Here is a 20128-nt window from a genome sequence, read left to right on the forward strand (position 1 = left end):
GAAGACGCCGCATTCTGCCAGATTTCACCCCGCCGTGCATCGATCTACCTCACGTAAGCCTCCACAACGAAAAAAACCCGGCTCCCGGCCCATTTCGGCCGGGAGTTCCGGGTTTTTACCAAAGGCGACCCCGTACAGGGCTTCGCCTGGCCTAAGCGACCGCCCGGCCCGTACTGGACGAGTGAGCGGCGCCGACTCGCGTCTTACTTCTTACGCGGACGACCGGCACGCTTGGCGGTCGCCTTGCGAGCCCGGGTTTTCGCCGGTGCGGTGGCGGTCCGCTTGGCGGTAGCCCGCTTTTTGGTGGCCTTCTTCTTGGTTTTCGTCTTGGCTTTGGCGGCGGCTTTACGCTCGACCTGCGCCATTTTCACCTTGGCCTTCTTCTCGGCGGCTTTGGCTTTGGCAGCGGCTTTTTTGCGTGCGGCCTTCACCTTGCGCTCATCCGCCTTCTCGCGGGACTTTCTCCAGCGCTGCTCGAAGGAAGCCTTGGCTTTTTCGAGATCGGTTTCGGCACGCTTGGCCAGATTTTCGCGCAGCTCGGTAATCTTGGCTTCAGCCGCTTCGGCTGCGGCTTTTGCGGTTGCCATCGCCTTGGCTTTGGCAAGCTCTACGCGCGCTTCCGCGACCTTGGCTCGAGCGGCCTTGGCCTTTTCATTGGCCTTGCTGACCGCTGCGGTGGCAGATTTTGCCGAACGCTTGTCAACCGCGCGCTTGGAAGTAGCGGCTTTCGACTTTGCCGCCGTCGCTTTCTTGCGAGCGGCCTCTACTTTCTTCGCGTGATCAGCAACATCTTTCTGCAGCTTTTCGATTTTCGCTTCCACTTTTGCCACGGCCGCGTCAACGGTTTTGGTGGTTGAAGTGGTGCGTTTTGCGGTGGCGCGTTTGGCAGTTGCCTTACGCTTTTTTGCTACTCTGGCCATAAACGTTTCTCCTCAACTTCGTATCGTTGTTTGCACATCAGTTGAATCATAAACCGAGCACAGTCTATGTGCTTCCAGTCTGCACACAAATACTATGTAAAAATTAGCCACATTGCGAGTTTTTAGCAAATTATTTGATGATTTTTCGGCTTTTTTTTAATTTTTATCACGTTTTTGGTAAAACTGAACCGTTTCAGGTGTTGCCGGAATGCAACGCGGGTAATTTTTCGTTGCTCCAAAACGCATCAGGGCCCGCAAGCGGGCCCTGATGCAATCGCAAAAACTAAGGTGTAACGCTTCGCTTATTTCAGCACCGATTCCAGCTGTGCGCGAATGTCCGCAATGCTGCCGACACCTTCAATGCGAGTGTAATGAGGTGCGTCCGGGTTTCCGGATTTTTCCAGGTCGCGGTAAAAGTTGACCAGCGGTTTGGTTTGCTCATGATAGACCGACAGACGCTTACGCACGGTATCTTCCCGATCGTCTTCGCGCTGAATCAGGGGCTCGCCGGTAATATCATCCACCCCTTCTTCTTTGGGCGGCTGATGGTTGATGTGATAGACCCGACCAGAGGGCTCATGCACACGACGACCGGCCAGACGGGAAACAATTTCTTCATCATCCACATCGATTTCGATCACGTGATCGATTTTGATCCCCTCATCCAGCAGCGCCTGCGCCTGGGGGATGGTGCGGGGGAAACCGTCGAACAGAAAGCCCTTGGCGCAATCCGGGGCCTTGATACGCTCTTTTACCAGGGCGATGATCAGGTCGTCCGGCACCAGACCGCCCGCCGACATGATGTCTTTTGCCTGCAAACCCAACGGTGTGCCTGCCTTGACGGCCGCTCGCAACATATCACCGGTGGAGATCTGGGGAATACCGAACTTATCCATGATCAACTGAGCCTGGGTACCTTTACCGGCTCCCGGGGCACCGAGCAGGATTACTTTCATGGGTTGCTCCTCTAAAGCAGTACGGATTGGCGGACTGATGGCCAATGAAAAACCGCATACGATACACGCACGGCCCCGGGAGCACAATATTGGTCCATGCGGCTAATTCTGTAACTTTCAGCCGTCACACAAGCCCCGTTTGGCGACAATCAGCCCCCGGAAACCCTTGATTTGTCGACTTTCACCCACATTCCTTATATAGAGGAGCCGTTACCGGCAGGTTCCGTAGCGGAACCGACATCGGGTGGCCACTTTTCCCTATCGGGAGTTAGCTGGCCGCAAAAAGCTGCTCTATACTGAATTTGAGGGGGTCCGGTCGACCGCCCACACTGACCAGCAATGAGGTTTTATCGATGAAAGTCAGCGAACTCATGAGTCATTGGGAAAAAAATGCCCGCGGCGAACTGACCAAGCAGGCCTACGCCGTGCACCTGCCGGTGGAAGATGCGGCACGCATCGAAGCACTGTGCGAGATGTACCCCAAAAAAACCCCGGAAAGCCTGATCACTGACCTGCTCTCCGCCGCCTTGAGCGAGCTGGAATCCGGCATGCCCTATATAAAAGGTGGGACCGTTGTGGCGGAGGATGAACTGGGCGATCCGATCTACAACGACTCCGGTCCCACCCCCCGGTTTCTGTCGTTGAGCCAGAAGCACCTCCAGAAGCTGAAGGGAGAGCCAGCCTGATTCAGGCTGGCAACGCCGGAAAAATCGTCCGCGGTAGACTATGCTTAGGTCTTGTGACACCTGCCAACAGCAGAGGATACGATTATGGGACTGTTCAACCGACACGAGCAGGACAATGCACCGGAAGACGATGATCTGGACCTGCCCACCCGAGACGACTTCCACGCGCCTCTGGTGGATGAGCCCAAAGCCCGCAACGCAACCCGATACAGCATTGACGACGCCATGGCGCTGATGCGCCAATTGCCCGACGATCCGGATGACCGGCTGATGGAGGTCATCTGTAAAACCCTGGAATCGGCGCGTATCCGCACCGACGATGTGCTCCAGGATGCTAATCAGAAAGAGCAGCGTATTCGCCGTGAGCATCAGGGAATCGAGCAGGATATTGCGGCCCTCCAGAAGCAGATTGATGATAAGCAGGTGCAACTGGCGGAGCTCAGCACCTCACTGGAGGAGCTGACCCGTATAAAGGCACGTTTTGAGCAGGTCCGGGCCCCTCAGACACAGGCGCCGCCCGCACCAGCAGCAGCGCCCCTGACGGATTCCGAACCCTTGAGCGACAGCCTGGAAACGACCGAGCCGGCCACGCCCATTGCGGCCGGGCGCCGGGGGCGTGGCAGCCTCTCTTCCTGATCCGGAAACGCCCCAAAACCTTCGTCAAATCAGGCTTTTGCTCACCTCGGGCAGAGGCCTGATCTCAAGCGCCAACTGCCCGCCGTCCGCCCCCTGATTGATCATACTCGCCCTAATTGATTGCCGCGCCCGCGCCCCCTACAATAGGTAGTGAGAGAAATTCATAATCAGGATAAAAACTATGTCAGTATCAACCTCCTCCGATTCCATTGATCTGGATGACTACGACCGAAAAATTCTGCGCGCCCTCCAGGGCAGCGCCGACTACTCCATGGCCGATCTGGGCAACCTGATTGGTTTGTCGCATACGCCCTGCTGGCGCCGCCTCAAACGGCTGGAAGCCGAAGGCATCATCCGGGGGAAAGTGACTCTGCTGGACCCGAAAAAGGTGGGAATGCATGTGGTGGTGCACAGCGCTGTGCGCCTGACCAGCCATCAGAGTGAAGCCCTGGAGGAGTTTGAAGCGGGGATACAGGCCGTCCCCGAGGTACTGGAATGCTATGCCAGCACCGGAGACAGCGACTATTTATTGAAGGTGGTGGTCAACAGCATCGAGCATTACGAGCAGTTGCTGAATGAAAAGCTGCGCCCCCTGCCCCATGTTGCCTCGATTCGCTCGAACTTCGCGCTCAAGCAGGTGAAATACACCACCGAGCTGCCACTGTAGTCAGGCCGGAAAAGAGGCAGGGACGCCTCAGGCATCCATTTCAGCGAACTGCTCCGCTTCCTGGTAAATGATTTCCGACACCACCTCATCCTGGTGCTTGGTCGCACAGTCCACCGTGATATCGGCATAGCGCTGGTACAGGGCCCGGCGCTCCTCAAACAGGTCGGCCAGGGTCTGTCCCGGCGCACAGGCGATGCCCCGGGTGGAAAAGTTGTGCACCCGCCGTTCGAGCTCCTCCAAGGGAACGTCCAGGAACACAATCCGGCCCGCCTTTTTCAGGTGCTGCATACCGGGGTCGCTGTAAACCACGCTGCCGCCGGTGGCGATCACATGGTTGAGATACTGCGACTCCAATAACACCTGCTCTTCCACCTTGCGCAGGTACTCGTAGCCGTGATCGTAAATGATGTCCTGAAGCGCCTTACCCTCTTGGGTCTGGATGAGAATGTCGGTATCCACAAAGGCCTTGACCAACTCCTTCGCCAGCAGCAGCCCCACGGTGCTTTTACCCGCGCCGGGCATACCGACCAGTATCAGACTGTTGCCAATCGGCTCGCTCACGGAAGTCTCCTCGTATCACGCCTGGCCCGAAAACTCGGGCCGGCTCGTTAACGTCAGACCTTGAACCTTACCACCAGTTCTCTCAGGCTGGAAGCCAGGTCGGTCAGGCGCCCACTGGCGCTCGCCGTGGTCGCGGCATCATCCTGTGTCCGTGCNGCTAGCTCGTTGATCTCCACCATATTTTTGTCAATATCGGCGGTGACGGTACTCTGCTCTTCGGCGGCGCTGGCAATCTGAATCGCCATATTGGTAATCCGCTGTACCGCCTCGGCGATATCCTCCAGGGATTGCCCGGCCTCCCCGGCGGCGGTTACCGCCTCTTCGGTCATTTCGCTGCTGGAGGTCATGGCCTCAACCGCTTCCTGCACGCCGGACTGAAGCCGGGTCAGCATGGTGCGGATATCCTCGGTGGACTGCTGGGTGCGGCTGGCCAGGGTGCGAACTTCATCCGCCACCACGGCAAAGCCACGCCCCTGCTCGCCCGCCCTCGCCGCCTCGATGGCAGCATTCAGCGCAAGCAGGTTGGTCTGCTCCGCAACGCCGCGAATCACATCAATGACGGAGGTGACGTTCTTGGCTTCTTCTTCCAGACGGCGCATGCGCTCCGCCGTTTCGCCAATGTGGGCCGAGAGGCTGTTCACCCTGGCCACGGCCCGCTCAATGCGCTCGCGCCCCACATCGGTGGTGCCCGATGCGTTTTTGGCACTGTCGGCGGTCTCGTTGGTATTCTGCGCCACTTCCTGAATGGCGGCGGTCAGCTCATTGACGGCCGCCACCACCATATTGATGGCCTGACCCTGATCGTCCGCCGCCTTCTGGCTGCTGGTGGAGGCCTGCAGCACCTGCTCGCTGGAAACGGAAACGTCTTCGGTGGTGTGACGAATATCCCCAATCAGTTGCTGCAACCGGTCCATAAAGCGGTTCACATGCCCGGCCAGTTGCCCCAATTCATCGCGCCGATCGAGGTTGATGCGCAGCGTCAGGTCTCCATCGCCCTCGGCGATGTCGTGAATCCGGCCGCTGATTTCGTTCAGAGGGCGTGTCACCACCAGGGGCAATAACAAGGCGGCCAACACGGCAATCAGAGTGCCCGTCACACCCGACAGAGTAAGGATCGAGGTCATCTGCGCCTCTTCCGCGTCAACCCGCTGATTGAGCCGGTCAACCTGCTCCAGGCGGCGTTCGGATACNACGTCCAGGTGAGTTCGAAGCGCGTCGAAAGCCTCCGCCACCTCGCCGAAGGAGCGATCCTCCAGGAAGGCGAGNGTCATCCGATCGGCACTGCGAGCATCCTCAACAATGGACTCGCTCAGGCTAAACCAACGATCGTAGAGTTGTTGGAAGGTTTCCCGCTCTTCGCGGGTGGCGATCTCGGAGAGGTCCAAGGACTGAATCGCGCGATCGTAAGTCTGCTGGGCATTATCCTGATGGTCGCGATACAGCGCATCCATTTCGCTGCTACCCGGGTCGGCNAACAGCATGGCCCGCTCGGCGGTCAGCGCCTGATAAAGGTCGCGATCGGCCTGCATCAAAAGCTGGATTTCCGGAAGGTTCACNGTNCCGATGGTGTTCGAGTAGNTCCCCATCTGNTTCGCNGCCCGCACCGCGTAGATGCTCACCGCAATAAAGATAATAACCAGAAGCGATAAAGGCAGCATCAGCTTCCATCGAAAGCTTATATTGTTGTACCAACTCAACATAACGAACCCTTCAACAAGACCTATATAAGAANATCCNGCGTTTAACAGACCGTATCGAAATACCGATTTTCAGCCNCCACCCACCGTACAACGCTGNGCCTCATCGGGATTGGTTATTAAAGTGTAGCCGAGAAAAGACAAAATCACGCCTGGCCAATAATCATCGGCCGGGCGCAANATTTCTGAAGNAAAANTCGGNCNGGATTTTACCGGTGGAGTTTCAGNCTGACCTGAGTCAGCTTCGAGTCGCGCATATCCAGCACCACAAATTCCACATCACCCANGCGAACCCGGTCGCCCACCACCGGCTGGCGGTANTGGCTGTAGATGTACCGAGCGATACTCCAGTTGGCCATCTCCTCCGGCACCTCAAAGCCATAGAGCATGCCGAGGTCCGCCAGCTTGGCCCGGGGCGTGACCACAAATTCCCCGAAGAACGCCTGAGCCGACAGCCGGTCCGGCTCGTCCACCCCCACCAGCAACTTGTCGAGGGCGGGCAAGTCCGTGGCGGAGGCCAGCAAGTAGACGTGATCTCCCGGCTCCAGGGTATGACTTTCCTTTAGCGACAGGGGCTGATCCTCCCGCAAGACGCACAACAGGCTGGCGCCCGCCGGCAAGGGCAGTTTATCGGTGGGCGAGCGCAGCGCCGGGCTGCCTTCGGCCAGCTTGTAGCCGACAAACTCGTAGCCCACCTGCCCCGGCACCCCCAACTCGACCCGCTGGACCCGTGAGGAAGTGGTGGGGACATCGAGCTTCAACCAGCGGGCCAGGGGCGCCACGGTCCAGCCCTGCATAACCAGAGACACCAGCACAATAAAGAAGGCGATATTGAAAAAGAACGGCCAGTTCTCAAAGCCTGCCAACCAGGGAAACATGGCCAGCACAATCGGCACCGCGCCGCGCAGCCCCACCCAACTGATGAACAGCTTTTCCCGCCAGGCGAACTGAAACGGCATGAGACACAGCCAGACCGCCACGGGGCGCCCGACCAGAATCAGAAACAGCCCCACCAGCACGGCGCTGGGTGCATAGAGCATCAGTTCGCGGGGCGATACCAGCAGGCCCAACATCAGGAACAGACTGATCTGGGCCAACCAGGCGATACCGTCATGGAAGCGCTGGATGTTGTAAAGCCCTCGGGAGAGTCGGTTACCGACCACCAGGCCGGCCAGGTACACCGCGAGGAACCCACTGGCCTGCAGGACCGCTGCCAGGCCAAAAATAGAGATGCCACCAAACAGGGCCAACAGAGGGTACAACCCCGGGCTCAGGGCCAGACGGGCGACACCATAGGCGAGAATCCTTCCGCCCAGCAGACCAATGCCAGCCCCCAGCCCCATCTGCCAGACAAACTGCCCCAGCATCAGGGCGTCAAAACCGCTCTGCTGGCTGACCATGAACTCCACCAGAATAATGGTCAGAAAGATCGCCATCGGGTCGTTCAGACCGGATTCGATTTCCAGCGTCGCGCCCACCCGGGTCTTGAGCGCCAGCCCCTGCATGTTCAATACCGAGAATACCGCCGCCGCATCGGTGGAGCCCACAATCGCCCCGATCAGCAAGCCCTCAACCCAACCAATTCCCAGAATCCAGGCGGCAAAAGCGCCGGTCAGGGCCGCTGTGCCCACCACCCCGACGGTGGCCAGGAGCAAGGCTGGGCGCAGCCCGACCCGAAAGTTGTGCCGATCAGTGCGCAAGCCGCCATCGAACAGGATCACCGCCAGCGCCAGCGTGGCCAGGAAGTACGCCGATTGAACATCGTTATAACGAATGCCACCGAGGCCGTCTTCCCCCGCCAACATACCGATAATAAGGAACACCAGCAGCAGAGGCATGCCCATGCGCGGGGAGAGGGTGCTGGCGAGAATGCTGATCACAAACAGCATTCCGCCAAACAGAATGAGCTGGTTCAAGGTATCCATAGGGCGCCAATACTACTACATATCCAGAGAATGGAGCCGGCCAATTGTGCCAGCCCCGGTAACGTCAGGGCGGGTTTCCTGTTATGATCGCGCCTGACCCCGAAACCGAACCTGCCAATCTGAAGTTGTCTCTCATGTTTGATCAGAACGCACTGCAACAGCTGTCTCAGCTCAAATCCAACCTTCGCTCGGAGAAGGACCTGGCTCAAGGAACCGTGCGCACCACCACCCGTCGCTTTGCGTTCGTCCACCTCGATGATGGGCGGGATGCCTTTCTTCCGCCCGATGAAACCATGAAGGTCATGCCCGGCGATCGGGTAGAAGTCCAACTGACCACCAACCGCAAAGATCAACTGGAAGCGCAACTGGAGCGACTGCTGAGCAGCGAATTCACCACCTTTGTGGGTCGCTATCGCGTCAAGGGCAAGGCCCATTTTGTGGAGCCTGACGTCGCCCAGTTTACCCGCTGGCTGTTTATTCCTCCAAATCAGCGCAAAGGCTTCGACGATGGCGACCTGATTCACTGCAAACTCAGCCGCCATCCATTTCATCACGAAGGCAAGGCGCAGGTCACCATTCTCAGCGCCATTGGCAAGCCCGGCGAGCCTGGAGTGGAAAGCCGCTACATCACCGCGAAATTCGAACTGCCGACGGACTGGTCCGATAAGGCGCGGGATCAGGCCCAGGCCATCAACCTGACGCCCATCACCGCAGATGATCACCAGGAAGACCTGACCGATCGCCCCTTTGTGACCATCGACGCCGAAACCACGCGGGATATGGACGATGCGGTTTACCTGGAGGCGCGCGAGGACGGCTGGGACCTCTGGGTCGCCATCGCCGATCCGAGCCGCTACATCGAACCGGGCACCCCGCTGGACCAGGCCGCCGCGAGCCGGGCCAGCACCGTCTACCTGCTGGGCCAGAGTGTGACCATGCTGCCGGCGGAGCTGTCCCACGACACCTTTTCACTGGTGCCGGATCAGCGCCGCCCGGCCCTGGTGTGCCAGATGCACATCCAACCGGACGGTACCATTACCGACTACCGGTTTTCCGAGGCCCTGATCCGCTCCCACCACAAGCTGAGCTACACCGGCGTCACCGAGTTGCTCGACGGTGGGGATGCCCCCGTTGACCTGCCCGCCGAGCGGGTCGAGATGCTCAAAGCCCTGCACGCCTGCGCCACCGCACGCAGCGACTACCGTCATCAGCACGCGTTGATGATGGAAGACCGTCCGGACTATTACTTCGTCCTGAACGATCAGAAGAAAATCGAACGCATCGAGAAACGCGAGCGCACCAAGGCGCACCGGATTGTAGAAGAGTCCATGCTTGCCACCAACATCTGTGCGGGGGAACTGTTCACCCGGCACCCCGGGCACGGCATTTTTTCCAACCACGTCGGCTTTCGCCCGGAACGACTGGACGATGCCGTCAGCCTGCTGAACGAAGACGTTCCGGACTACGAGGTCGGCGACCTGACCGCGCTGCGTCACTTCCAGAAGCTGCTGCGCGATCTGCGGGTCAACCCGGACAATACTCCGGAATTCGAGTCCCTGCTGCCTCTTGTCCAACGGATGCTGCAGGCCGCCTCCCTGTCCGCCGATGCCAGCGAGCACTTTGGTTTGGGCTTTCCCCATTACGCCACAGTCACCTCGCCGATCCGGCGCTACCACGACTTTTACAATCACCGGGCCATCAAGCGGATACTGCGCGAGCAACCCGCCCAGCCACCGGAACCTGCGCTGCTTGAAAGCCTGCAGAGTCAGCTTCAGAAAGGCCGTCAGGCCTGTCGTCAGTTGGAGCAGTGGCTGGCCTGTGATTTTGTGCGCGACAAAATTGGCAGCGTACACACGGGCACCATCGCCCTGGTGAACTCCATGGGCTTCGGGGTGCGTCTGGACGACTGGGGTATTGAAGGTTTTGTGCGGTTGGCCAAAGATGACGTCAAGCCGGCATTTGATTCAAGGCGCCTGAAAATCACCCATGAGGCTCAACAGTACCAACTGGATCAGCAGGTACACGTGATCATTCAGGGCGTGGACGATGAGCGCCAGCGGGTGATATTGGAAGTGGTCGATGAAGCCACCGCCGAGCGGTTGAAAGCCTGGACAGACGCCCCCGCTTCCGACGAGTAAATCACGCCGCCTCAAGAAGCATTAGACACAAAAAAACCGGCCGCCAACAGCGTTGACGGCCGGTTTTTTTATTGACGATTAAAAGGTCGCGCGCACGCCCAGGGAGTACCGGGCTTCGTACTCGTACTGCCAGGCGAACTGATCTTNAAATTCGAGGTAGTACTGCTCTTTTTCGTCGGTGATGTTGGACGCGTTGAAGAACACATTGACCGCGTCATTGATATCGTAACTGGCTGACAGGTCCACATAGCCGGTCGCCTCCTGCCACAGGGCGCCATTGCCCCAGGTCTGGTTGTAACCCGCTACACGCTCGCTGCGGTAGTTGTACGCCACCCGAGCCTGGAAGGGACCGGACTCGTACCAACCCACCAGGTTGAACACATGCTCGGAGTTATCCTGGAACGGCAGGTCACCGCCGTTGAGNTCCTGATTGCCGGACTCGCTGGGTGAGTAGGTGTAGTTTACGTCCGCACCAAAATCCTCCAGCACACTGTCATACAGGAAGTCACCGAAGGCGAGCTTGGCACTCAACTCGAGCCCTTTCAGCTCACCGCCGCTACCCTGAACACTGGTGGACACTTCCACTTCCCGACGCACCACACCGTCCTGGTCCGGCAATGCCATCTGCACCGAACCGCTCTCGATGAAACTTTCGACATCGATGTAGAACAGGCCGGCACTCAAGGCACTGGCGGGCCCCAGGTAGTATTCCAGCGACAGATCGTAGTTGTCCGCGCGCCAGGGATCCAGCTCCGGGTTACCGTCGGAGTTGCCACCGATCACGATAAACTGCTGGTACGTATCGCTACTCGCCTCACCGTCGATGGCGTAGTTGGGGGCCAGNCCCGCACCCCACTGNGCCAGATCCANCGGNGCCATGGTNTTGGTGGCCGCGGCACGCAANACCCACTCGTCGGTCAGATCAAAGCGCAGGTTCAACGAGGGCAACACATCGCTGTAAGAACGCTCGGTACTGACCTGGCCCAGGAACTCGTTGGCGGCACCATAGGGTTGTGGGCTGCCCACCTGGTTCTGATCCACGGTGAGGTCGGTTTCCACCACCCGCACGCCAACATTACCGCTCATGATGCCGCGGGAGAAATTGGCTTTGATGTAAGTGCTCATCTCATCCAGGTCGACCCCATAGGAACGCCCCGGATTGATCGCCCGGCGGGTGCCCGGATACANNTGGTTGTGTACACCTTCCACGTCNTCCATGTACTCCGGATTGACCGTCCAGACCGGCGGNATNCCCGTGGCACTGCCAAAGTCGCTGACCTGAATGGGNTCGAGGCCGGAGATGGGNGTNGGCACACCGGCGGTGTAATANTCGCCGCCCTCACCGTAGGTGCAGGCACCCTCAATACCGCCGCCATTCAACACCACGTCGGTGGCCTTCCACTTCACATCGCAACCACCCACCGGCGAGAGCAGATCAAACTCGAANTTGTCCACGCTGCGCTGGCTGTAACGCACNCCAAAGTCCACGCTATCGAGCATNCCNCGAGCGATTTCGTAGCTTCCGTCAAAGCGGACCACATCCACATCCCCTTCGCGCAGGAANTTGTTCTCNGAGGCGAAAGCACCCAGCGAATAGCTGTTCACATCGTCCACATAGCTCTGCAGACTGCGGCTGGCGATACCGGCCTGAGGTTGACCATCGCGATTCAGGTTGGCGTTGTTGTCCCAACCGCTCCAGTGTGGGTTATCCCCCTGGTAGTTCACGGTGAGCACCGGCCANCCCTGATAGCCATNCGGATTGGTCTGCAGGCGCCCTTCCGCGCAGTCACCCTGCTCCCCGGCGGTANCCGCNGGGTAAAGCTGGCANTCCACACCCCACTGGCTGCCATTGGCCAGNTCGATATCCATGTAGCTGTTCAGTTGCTCCTGCTCGGCACTGCCACTGACCAACCGCGCGCTGCCGGTAAAGGCGCCACCGTTGTCGTAATTCAGCTCCAGATTGAAGTTCTGGGATTCCGCTTCGGTCACCCCCACATCCGAGTAGGACTTCAGNCGCATGCCNTTGCCGGTAAACTCCTGAACGGTGTGCAGCTCCCCGCCGCTCATCTCAACCCCTTTGGGTGTACTGATGCTCGGGTAGGCCCAGCCCCACCGGTTCCACTTATCNGAAAAGGCGACGCCCATCTGGCGATCGTAGTCTTCCANNTTGGTGTAGAAGGCTTCGGCGACCAGCTCAAAACCATTCCCCAGATCCGCCTGGAACGCCGCATTCAANCCNTNGCGCTCACGCTCGGNGGCTCGGTTGAACGCCGANTGNCCCTGATAGGCCCAGAACGTATCGCCAACCACGCCGTTATCGTTCACATCCACACCATCAGCGGTCACCCGATCACCCATGCCGCCAAGCTGCGTNTCGGCGCTGACCCAACTGTATTCCGCTCCATCGCGCTCCGACGCAAAACCGGTCCAGCCGGCATCGCCATTCATGCCCGAGTAGGTATTGGCCAGGTTGGAGGTCTGATGAGCGAACGACACCAGNAAACCCACNGTGTCNGTACGCCAGTTCGCCAGGAANTTCACGGAAGGNTCGGTTTCACCGGTNTCCTTGCCNCGCCCNACTTGCGCCGCACCGGANAGNGTCCAGCCNTCNTCAAANCCGCTGTCGAGCGGGCGATAGGTTTCCAGATTGACCACACCGCTGATGCCGCCCGGATGGTTGGCGGCCGTCTGGGATTTGATCACCTGGGTGCCGGAAAACAACTGTGAGGGAATGTCCGAATAATCCGGCTGGACCGTGGTGATGGAATTGGCACCCAGATAGGATTCGCCATTCAAGGTGGTGGAAACCTGCCCCAGGCCTCGAATGTTCAACGATCCCCCTTCCCCGGCGTTGCGGCGAACCTGAACACCGCTGATGCGCTGCAGGGAGTCGGTGATGGTTACATCCGGCAGTTTGCCAATATCTTCCGCTGAAATGGCATCGACAATGGAATCGGAATCGCGCTTGACGTTGACCGCCGTTTCCTGGGCGCTGCGGACACCGGTGACNATCACCTCCTCCAGCATCTGCATATCGTCCTGCGCCAGCGTCGGCGCGGNCAGGCTGCCCGCCGCGCNGGCGGCCATAACCGCCGGCAGGAATCGCTTCTGAAAAGACTTTGTTCTGGATGACATGGAACTCTCCTATCANTTGCTTTGGGTTTTTATATCGGTCCGAATACCCGGCCAGCGTCGGGGCTGACCCCCAGAGGTGACGCTAAAATGATCATCGATACTCATTAGAATCGCGCCAAAATATGGCACAAAATTCATCTTATAGGCTTAAATCGATGGATTTTTAACCATTTTGGGTCGAAATAGGCCGTGTTTCGGACCCCTATCAATCTACCTGAATACCATTTTTGTAACCGATTACAGGCGAAAGTGAGCATATTACTAATAAAACCCGAGTGCAACCGCTTTACACTTTTTTGTATTTGGAGCCGNCAAAACGGCGTGGNACGTGAGAAGCGAAGGAGAGAGGCGCTCCCGGGGAGAGCGCCAGACGGCACCCGGCCACTGTNCTTGGCCGGGTGCCNTGAGAAGTGAAGTCGTTGCTAATTGCGAGACAGAGGCCGAACTTTATTACAGGGGTTTGATCGTTATGTTTCTGAACTCAACGCCCTGCCCTTCGGATTGCAGGGCAATGTAACCCCGGGTCAATGGCTGNCCGTCTACTTTGAGTTCCGGGTCAAAACCACTGACCACACCGCCACCGATCTGCGGCTGGGTGTACTCAAGTACGGTCTCACCATTGACCCGGTGAACCACCCGCGAGTCGCCGTAAACAATCAGCTCACCCTCAACCCACTCNCCGGGCNGATAGGTCGCCGAGGTGGAGTTGATGCAGTGGCGCTCATCAATCTNNCCNTCATACACCACNTCCGTNCCCGGAGAGCACATATTGCCNGTNGGGCGCGGGTTNCCATCGTNCCGATCCGCCAGCATCTGGTACTCCACGGAAATGGGCCAATCCTGCTCTTTCAGAATGGTGTTNGGGTCCTGAGCATGGAACATGATGCCGCTGTTCCGGTAGGCGTAGCCCGGTGCATCGTCGAGCCACTGATCCGTAAACCGGTACTCGAACTTCAGGTGATAGGANGANAACGGCTGCTCNTAAAACAGGTGACCAAAGCGCTCGCCAAAACCGTCNNGGTAANCNTCATAATTGACCTGAATCACNCCATCNNCNACCCGGAAGGTATCGNCGTAATTNTCCCCGACNTCATGGTGATGGATTTTGACCACCCAACCATCCAGNTCNTNTCCGTTGAACAGCGATTGCCACTCTCCGGANTNCCGGNTCTGCTCAGTGGCACTGCAGGCCGTCAGCCCGATAAAAANCAATGCACCGGCGGCTCGGCCGGNTACNCGAGTCNGGTTGATGCGGTTATTNAAAAACTCCATGGCACGCTCCTTNANTTACGTGNCAATTACGCGACCGNNTAGTCAAANACNACAATGTCTGCCACCAGCGGCACAAACTCCGCCTTGAGCGCGTCATGCTCCGGATGAGGCANATAGCGCTGCCGCGCCTGCTCNTCGGCAAAGGTCATCANAACNGCGTGGGTNAANCCCTGATTCAACCCTTCGGGGCTGTCATTGAGCCCCCACTCCACCGCTTCGACNCCCTCCACNCGGNTGGTCATGGNNTCNAACAGNGNNCGGACNTTCTCGATNTCCGAAGCGGTTGCCTCCGGNTTGAATTTGACCAGNAGAATATGTCGGATCATGTGTTTTCCCGTGTAAATAAAGTCAATGACNGNCGCTGCACCTCAAGTGCAGGCGACCTNTATAAGTCCATCAGCCGTGGCAANAACANGGTGACCTCCGGAACCAGTGCAATCAGGATCAACACCAGAACAATGATTCCATAGAAGGGCATNAGCGACGGNANTATNNNCTCAACNNTCTCATTGGCGACNCTGGCNCCCACATACANNCCGCTNCCNACCGGNGGNGTNATGGTNCCNATNCTCAGGTTNTANACCATGAGGATACCGAAATGCACCGGGTCCACNCCAATNTTCAGGGCNATGGGCAACAGTATGGGGGTAAAAATCAGNATCGCCGGNCCAATATCCATAAAGGTGCCAATGATCAACAGAAACAGCGTAATGATCAACAACACCATCACCGGGTTTTCCGAGAGCCCGAGAATTACACTGCTGATCAGATCCGGAAGCCCGGTAATCGCCATGGCAAAGGACATTGCCGATGAGGTTCCCAACAGGAACATGATGATGCCGGTCATCACCAGTGACTGCACCAGAATATTGCGCAGGTCCCCAAAGGACACCGTGCGATAAACCACCATGGTCAGAAAGGCCGTGTAGGCTACCGCAACCGCCGNGGCTTCAATCGCGGTAAACACACCGCCGACGATACCGACCACCACCACGATGATCAGCAACAGNCTGGGCAGCGCCTCCANNGTGACACGCCNCGCNACGCCCTTCTCCACCAGNACCACGGAGCGATAGCCNCGGCGACGGGCAATCACATAGGTCACCAGCATGCACCCTGCACCCCAGAGCACTCCGGCCACCAGGCCGCCCGCAAACAGCGCCGCAATCGAGGTGCCGCCACTGGCCAGGGCATACAGAATGAACGCCGTCGTCGGGGGAATGAGCATTCCCGTGGGCGCCGAGGCGATATTGACCGCCGCGGCAAACGGGTTGCTGTAGCCCTCTTTCTTGCTCATGGGCACCATGACGCCACCAATCGAGGTGGACGCCGCAATGGCGNACCCCGAAATGGCCCCGAACATCATATTGCCGGCAATATTGGTGTGGGACAGAGAGCCGGGGATATGCCCACTGAACAGTTTGGCAAAATTCACCAACCGCATCGCGATGCCCCCGGAATTCATGATCACCCCGGAGAGAATGAAGAAGGGCACCGCCAGCAGGGAGAAGCTGTCCAGGCTGGAAAATATCTTCTGCGCTGTGGTGAACAGCGCAACATCCATGGGCAACACCGAGGCGATGGTGATCACGGAGGACACCGCAATACAGATACCAATGGGAATACCCAGGACCAATAAAAACGCAAAAGACCCGATCAGTAACAGCGCCGCATCAAACATCCTGTGGTGCCTCCTCGTCCGAGCGCAACTCTTTTTCCAACAGCTCGATGCAATTCAGCACGCTGTACACCGCCAGAATTCCCCCGGCCAGCGGTAAGGCCGAGTAAACATACCCCATGGCCAGCCCCAGCGATGGCGACACCTGATTCATGGTGATGCTGGTGGCGTTGTATCCGCCCTGGACGAGAATGAAAATGGCGAACGCCAGAAAGGCCAGCTCGATCAGTATCTGCCAGTAGTGTTGCCAGTGAATGGATACCTTGTCCGAAAACAGGGTAAAAGCAACATGCTTGCGCAGACCGGCCACATAGGCCATTGAGAGCATGGACACCCAGACCAGTGAAAAACGCAGAAACTCCTCCGAATAGGTGCTGGGAGCCCCCAACAGATAGCGACTGATAATCTGCCAACAGGTCATGGCGACCATCACCAACAACCAGACACTGCACACCACCTCAACCACACGGTCCATCACCGTTCGAATCCCGTTGATCAAGCGCATACCCTACTCCGTCTCATCTGCTGTGGACCTGATTTCGCGGTAAAGCGAATACTGCTCGGGATACTGTTTCAGGGCCTCATACATGGGCTCAACCGCCTCGCGGAACGGCGCGAGCTTGACGTCAATAAAGTTCACCCCGAACTCATCAATCGCCAACTCCCGGGTTTCCGCCACGGCCTCGTTCCAGGCCTGTTTCTGAAACGCAATCGATTCCGCCATGGCCTCATACACCGCCGCCGTCTGCTCATCGTTCAGCTTGTTCAGCGTCATATTGCTGATGACCACCACATCGGGAATCCGTGTATGCATGGTGTAGGTGTAGTGCTTGGCGATTTCGGCGTGTCGGGCAATGGTGAGGGCAAACTCGTTATTCTCCGCCCCGTCCAGAATGCCCTGCTGCATGGCGGTGTACACCTCGGCCTGACCCATGGCCACCGGAACCGCCCCCAACAGGCGCATCATCTCGATGGCCGCCTCGCTCTGCATGACCCGTATCTTCCGTCCTTCAAGGTCCTCCACGGAACGAATCGGGTCATCTTTCACGTAAAAATTGCGTGAGCCGGAGTCGTAATAACCCATACCGACAAACCCGTTCTGCCGGGTGGAGGCATAGATGGGCTGCATGATGTCGGGATTGTCCATGACCCGGTAAAAGTGCCCGGTATCCTCGAACAGGAAAGGCATGGAAAACACACCGTAGATGGGTGAAAAACTCTCCATCAGCCCGGCGGACACCTTGGTGATATCCACCGCGCCCACTTGCAGCAATTCCACCAGCTCACGCTCACCGCCGAGCTGGCTGTCCGGGAAAAAGCGGACCTTCACCTCGCCTCCGGTTTTTTCCTCAATCCGCCGACCGAGCAGGTGCAGGGCATCAATCACCGGCTGGCTGTTCTGGGCATAGGCGATAAACAGGGTGGTACCACGGGTTGCGCCGGAGAAAATGCCGGAGGCCGCAATCACGGCAACCGCCAAGAGCGCGATAATGCCCACGCAAAGCGCTTTCAGCGCCCGGGACAACGGGGGGCGAGCTGTCATTATTATTCTCCTACCATCAAGAATACATCGGCAGAATACGAGCCTTCACAGACGAAACGGGCGCCAACTTGATTTCATTATAAATCATTTTCGATCAAATTTAGGCAATTGTAACCCAGAAAGTGCGTGATTGAAATATAGTGAAGGCTAAATTATCGGAAGGAAGCGCAGCGCACCCTGAGCATCATGCAGCGCGATGCCGGTAACCGGGGCGAACGTTCGAGTAGACGCTCAGCGCGGTGACCGTCACCAGAATCAGCAGCAGCCCCAGCACCTGGAAGAGTCCCAGGCGTTCATTCAACAGCACCACGCCGAACAGGGAGGCGGTGACCGGCTCTACCATGGCCACAATGGAGGCTACGGCCGGTGCCGTATAGTTAAGACCCCGAATGTAGATCACAAACGACAGGCCCGCCCCGAGTACGCCCAGAATCACAAACAGGAGCCAGATTGGCGCACTCAGCACCGCCAGCGCCTGCTCCGTGCCGCTGAGTACCAGGAGAATGACACTGAGCACCCCGAAAGCGACCAGTAACACCGCCTGTGGGCTCCCGTGCGGAGCCGCGTATTTGAAACCAAAAATGAACACCGCGTAGGACAACCCGGAGAGCAACCCCGCCCCGACCGCAACCGGCGTCACCTCGCTGGCGCCCACTTCATAAATACCGGTGAGCAACACAATACCGACAACCACCATGGCAATGGCCAGCCACTTGGGCAAGGTCGGTTGCTCGAGCTTCAGCGTGAAAGAAACGAGGTAAACAAACACCGGCGCGCAATACATCAAGGTCGCGGCGACTGCCACGCTGCCCTCTGCGATGCTGATAAAATAGAATGCGAAATTGCCCGCCACTCCCAGACCGGCAATGACCGACCAGAACCACAGTTGGCGGCAGGCCAACCCACTGCCGCGCGGCCGAAGAGCCAGCCAGGCGGCCACAAACAGCAGCCCGATCGCGCCGCGGTAAAACGACACCACCAGCGGCGCCCAGCCCTCGCTGGTAAGCACACCGCCAATACCGCCGGCCAGCCCCCAACAGAGCGCTGCCAGAGCGACAAAGACCGGGCTCTAGAGAGTTTTGTCAGCCTGAATTTTTTTCATTGCCTCATAATCCTCTTTGGCTCCCCCTCCGTGGTCCAGGTCAGCGCAGCCCGTTTCCGTGGTGTGTACAACGGAGACAATTACTCAGCTAAAACTTACGCAACTGATAATAGATTCCCGCCCCCTCTTCGCAGTATTGTTTGAGACTCAACAGAAATATCGCCCAGTTGTAATTACAGAAACGGTAAAACTCGGTCACCTCTCGCCAATCCGTGTGTTTAAGAGTGATCGCTGTTTTGCTTTCTCGCTGATCTAACTCAAAAATGACTTTCGTGCCAATCCATTCGGGATCCGAATCAGTACAGAGCCAAACCATCTTGTTTTTGGGCACCAATTCTAAAACCTTCATTTTTGTTGGGTGCTCGTCTCCAAAGCGGAATTCATTGGTCGCATCAACTTGGGCTATGAATTTTAGATCTCGGGTCCACACCTCAGTCAATCCAGCCTCAGTGGTCAACGCTTCGTAGACCTTGGATAGAGAGGCATTCACGTACTGAACATGTTCAATACTTTCCATAAATACTACTCTCAAACAACGGGTTACCGCCTTCCAGCAGGAAATGAAATTCCTCTAAGCTGACTGACATTATCAGACCTCTAATTCGCCAAGCTAAGCTGCCAGGATACGCCATATCTATCATTCAGCCAGCCAAACTTTTCACTGAACCCATAATCACCCAAAGGCATCAGTTCAACGCCTCCGTCAACCAGGGTTTGAAAGGCCTCTTCGATCTCCGCTTCCGATTCGCACTCCACATACAGTGATATGGAGGGTGTAAAGGTAAACTTATGACCGAGGTGGCTATCGAGTGCCAAGAACTCCGTGCCGTTCAGCATAAACCGAGCCAACTTTACAGAGCCTTCCGGCTCATGCTCACCTGCTTTGTAGTACTCAACACCAACGATTTTAGAATTGGAAAAAACAGTTGTATAAAGCCTGATTGCCTCTTCGGCTTTTCCAGCCTGATCGCCAACAAACATAAGGGATGTTGCAATAGACTTCATATCTCCTCCGCACCAAAAAAACACACTGATCGGCCGATTAGAGCACAGATGGAAGTTGCGAAACAAGGTCGGAACTGTAAGAAATTGTACTTCCATATTTGGCGCTATTTGTAGTGGTCAAGTGTTTTAGGCCACCGTCTTTTGAGTTTTCCAGTAGGTCTGCTCTGCCACATTAGGCGGCAGACCGTCGTTGTGCTTATGCGGCCG

At 57.5% G+C, this 20128-nt stretch carries 17 protein-coding genes and 1 pseudogene; 4 read left to right on the forward strand and 14 right to left on the reverse strand.

Annotated features, from left to right (window positions below):
* Window positions 1–203: 203 nt before the first annotated feature.
* Together CMG77_RS07680 and adk are read right to left on the reverse strand one after the other, a co-directional pair.
* Window positions 204–920 carry a hypothetical protein gene (locus tag CMG77_RS07680; protein ID WP_286806423.1) on the reverse strand — a complete coding sequence of 239 codons (717 nt, stop codon included), beginning with the start codon at window positions 918–920 and terminating at the stop codon, window positions 204–206.
* A gap of 302 nt (window positions 921–1222) precedes the next feature.
* Complete coding sequence (gene adk / locus CMG77_RS07685) at window positions 1223–1876, reverse strand: adenylate kinase (protein WP_024459760.1); 654 nt, start codon at window positions 1874–1876, stop codon at window positions 1223–1225.
* A gap of 353 nt (window positions 1877–2229) precedes the next feature.
* Here adk and CMG77_RS07690 point away from each other — a divergent pair, with 353 nt between their 5' ends.
* The 3 genes from CMG77_RS07690 (at window position 2230) to CMG77_RS07700 (ending at window position 3865) form a co-directional block, all read left to right on the forward strand.
* A complete protein-coding gene (locus tag CMG77_RS07690) occupies window positions 2230–2562 on the forward strand; it encodes a type 1 pili tip component (RefSeq protein WP_286903965.1) in 333 nt (110 codons plus the stop codon).
* An 84-nt stretch (window positions 2563–2646) separates the two neighbouring features.
* Window positions 2647–3198 (forward strand): hypothetical protein, encoded by a 552-nt coding sequence (locus tag CMG77_RS07695; RefSeq protein WP_286903966.1) that lies wholly within the window; start codon window positions 2647–2649, stop codon window positions 3196–3198.
* A 181-nt stretch (window positions 3199–3379) separates the two neighbouring features.
* Window positions 3380–3865, forward strand: a complete 486-nt coding sequence (locus CMG77_RS07700) for an Lrp/AsnC family transcriptional regulator (protein ID WP_123637028.1) — start codon at window positions 3380–3382, stop codon at window positions 3863–3865.
* A 27-nt stretch (window positions 3866–3892) separates the two neighbouring features.
* Here CMG77_RS07700 and CMG77_RS07705 read toward each other — a convergent pair whose 3' ends face one another.
* The 3 genes from CMG77_RS07705 to CMG77_RS07715 form a co-directional block, all read right to left on the reverse strand.
* Window positions 3893–4387 carry a shikimate kinase gene (locus tag CMG77_RS07705; RefSeq protein WP_051174294.1) on the reverse strand — a complete coding sequence of 165 codons (495 nt, stop codon included), beginning with the start codon at window positions 4385–4387 and terminating at the stop codon, window positions 3893–3895.
* 92 nt (window positions 4388–4479) lie between these two features.
* Window positions 4480–6126 carry a methyl-accepting chemotaxis protein gene (locus CMG77_RS07710; protein WP_502691787.1) on the reverse strand — a complete coding sequence of 549 codons (1647 nt, stop codon included), beginning with the start codon at window positions 6124–6126 and terminating at the stop codon, window positions 4480–4482.
* A gap of 206 nt (window positions 6127–6332) precedes the next feature.
* Window positions 6333–8048: a potassium/proton antiporter gene (locus tag CMG77_RS07715; protein ID WP_286903969.1), complete on the reverse strand. Its 1716-nt coding sequence runs from the start codon at window positions 8046–8048 to the stop codon at window positions 6333–6335.
* 83 nt (window positions 8049–8131) lie between these two features.
* Here CMG77_RS07715 and CMG77_RS07720 point away from each other — a divergent pair, with 83 nt between their 5' ends.
* Window positions 8132–10186: a VacB/RNase II family 3'-5' exoribonuclease gene (locus CMG77_RS07720; protein WP_286903972.1), complete on the forward strand. Its 2055-nt coding sequence runs from the start codon at window positions 8132–8134 to the stop codon at window positions 10184–10186.
* A 78-nt stretch (window positions 10187–10264) separates the two neighbouring features.
* On the opposite strand, the gene CMG77_RS07725 is transcribed toward CMG77_RS07720, so the two are convergent.
* The 9 genes and pseudogenes from CMG77_RS07725 to CMG77_RS07765 form a co-directional block, all read right to left on the reverse strand.
* Window positions 10265–13321 carry a TonB-dependent receptor gene (locus CMG77_RS07725; RefSeq protein ID WP_286903973.1) on the reverse strand — a complete coding sequence of 1019 codons (3057 nt, stop codon included), beginning with the start codon at window positions 13319–13321 and terminating at the stop codon, window positions 10265–10267.
* 450 nt (window positions 13322–13771) lie between these two features.
* Window positions 13772–14593 (reverse strand): 3-keto-disaccharide hydrolase, encoded by an 822-nt coding sequence (locus CMG77_RS07730; RefSeq protein ID WP_286903975.1) that lies wholly within the window; start codon window positions 14591–14593, stop codon window positions 13772–13774.
* 26 nt (window positions 14594–14619) lie between these two features.
* Window positions 14620–14919: pseudogene (locus tag CMG77_RS07735) on the reverse strand (Dabb family protein).
* A complete protein-coding gene (locus CMG77_RS07740) occupies window positions 14916–16274 on the reverse strand; it encodes a TRAP transporter large permease (RefSeq protein ID WP_286903977.1) in 1359 nt (452 codons plus the stop codon). The pseudogene CMG77_RS07735 and the gene CMG77_RS07740 overlap by 4 nt, the downstream one beginning before the upstream one ends.
* On the reverse strand, window positions 16267–16776 hold the full coding sequence (locus CMG77_RS07745; RefSeq protein ID WP_123637021.1) for a TRAP transporter small permease: 510 nt from the start codon (window positions 16774–16776) through the stop codon (window positions 16267–16269). Before CMG77_RS07745 ends, CMG77_RS07740 begins: the two co-directional genes overlap by 8 nt.
* A gap of 3 nt (window positions 16777–16779) precedes the next feature.
* Window positions 16780–17814 (reverse strand): TRAP transporter substrate-binding protein, encoded by a 1035-nt coding sequence (locus tag CMG77_RS07750; protein ID WP_123637020.1) that lies wholly within the window; start codon window positions 17812–17814, stop codon window positions 16780–16782.
* A 184-nt stretch (window positions 17815–17998) separates the two neighbouring features.
* The gene (locus tag CMG77_RS07755) at window positions 17999–18865 is read right to left on the reverse strand and encodes a DMT family transporter (protein WP_286806438.1); all 867 of its coding nucleotides are present in this window, start codon (window positions 18863–18865) and stop codon (window positions 17999–18001) included.
* A 139-nt stretch (window positions 18866–19004) separates the two neighbouring features.
* Window positions 19005–19433, reverse strand: coding sequence for an SRPBCC family protein (locus CMG77_RS07760; RefSeq protein ID WP_286806434.1), 429 nt, complete (start codon window positions 19431–19433; stop codon window positions 19005–19007).
* Window positions 19434–19513: 80 nt separating this feature from the next.
* Window positions 19514–19921, reverse strand: coding sequence for a VOC family protein (locus CMG77_RS07765; protein WP_286806437.1), 408 nt, complete (start codon window positions 19919–19921; stop codon window positions 19514–19516).
* Window positions 19922–20128 lie beyond the last annotated feature (207 nt).

This window comes from Marinimicrobium sp., assembly GCF_002695945.1.
GTDB classification, from domain to species: Bacteria; Pseudomonadota; Gammaproteobacteria; order Pseudomonadales; family Cellvibrionaceae; genus Marinimicrobium; species Marinimicrobium koreense.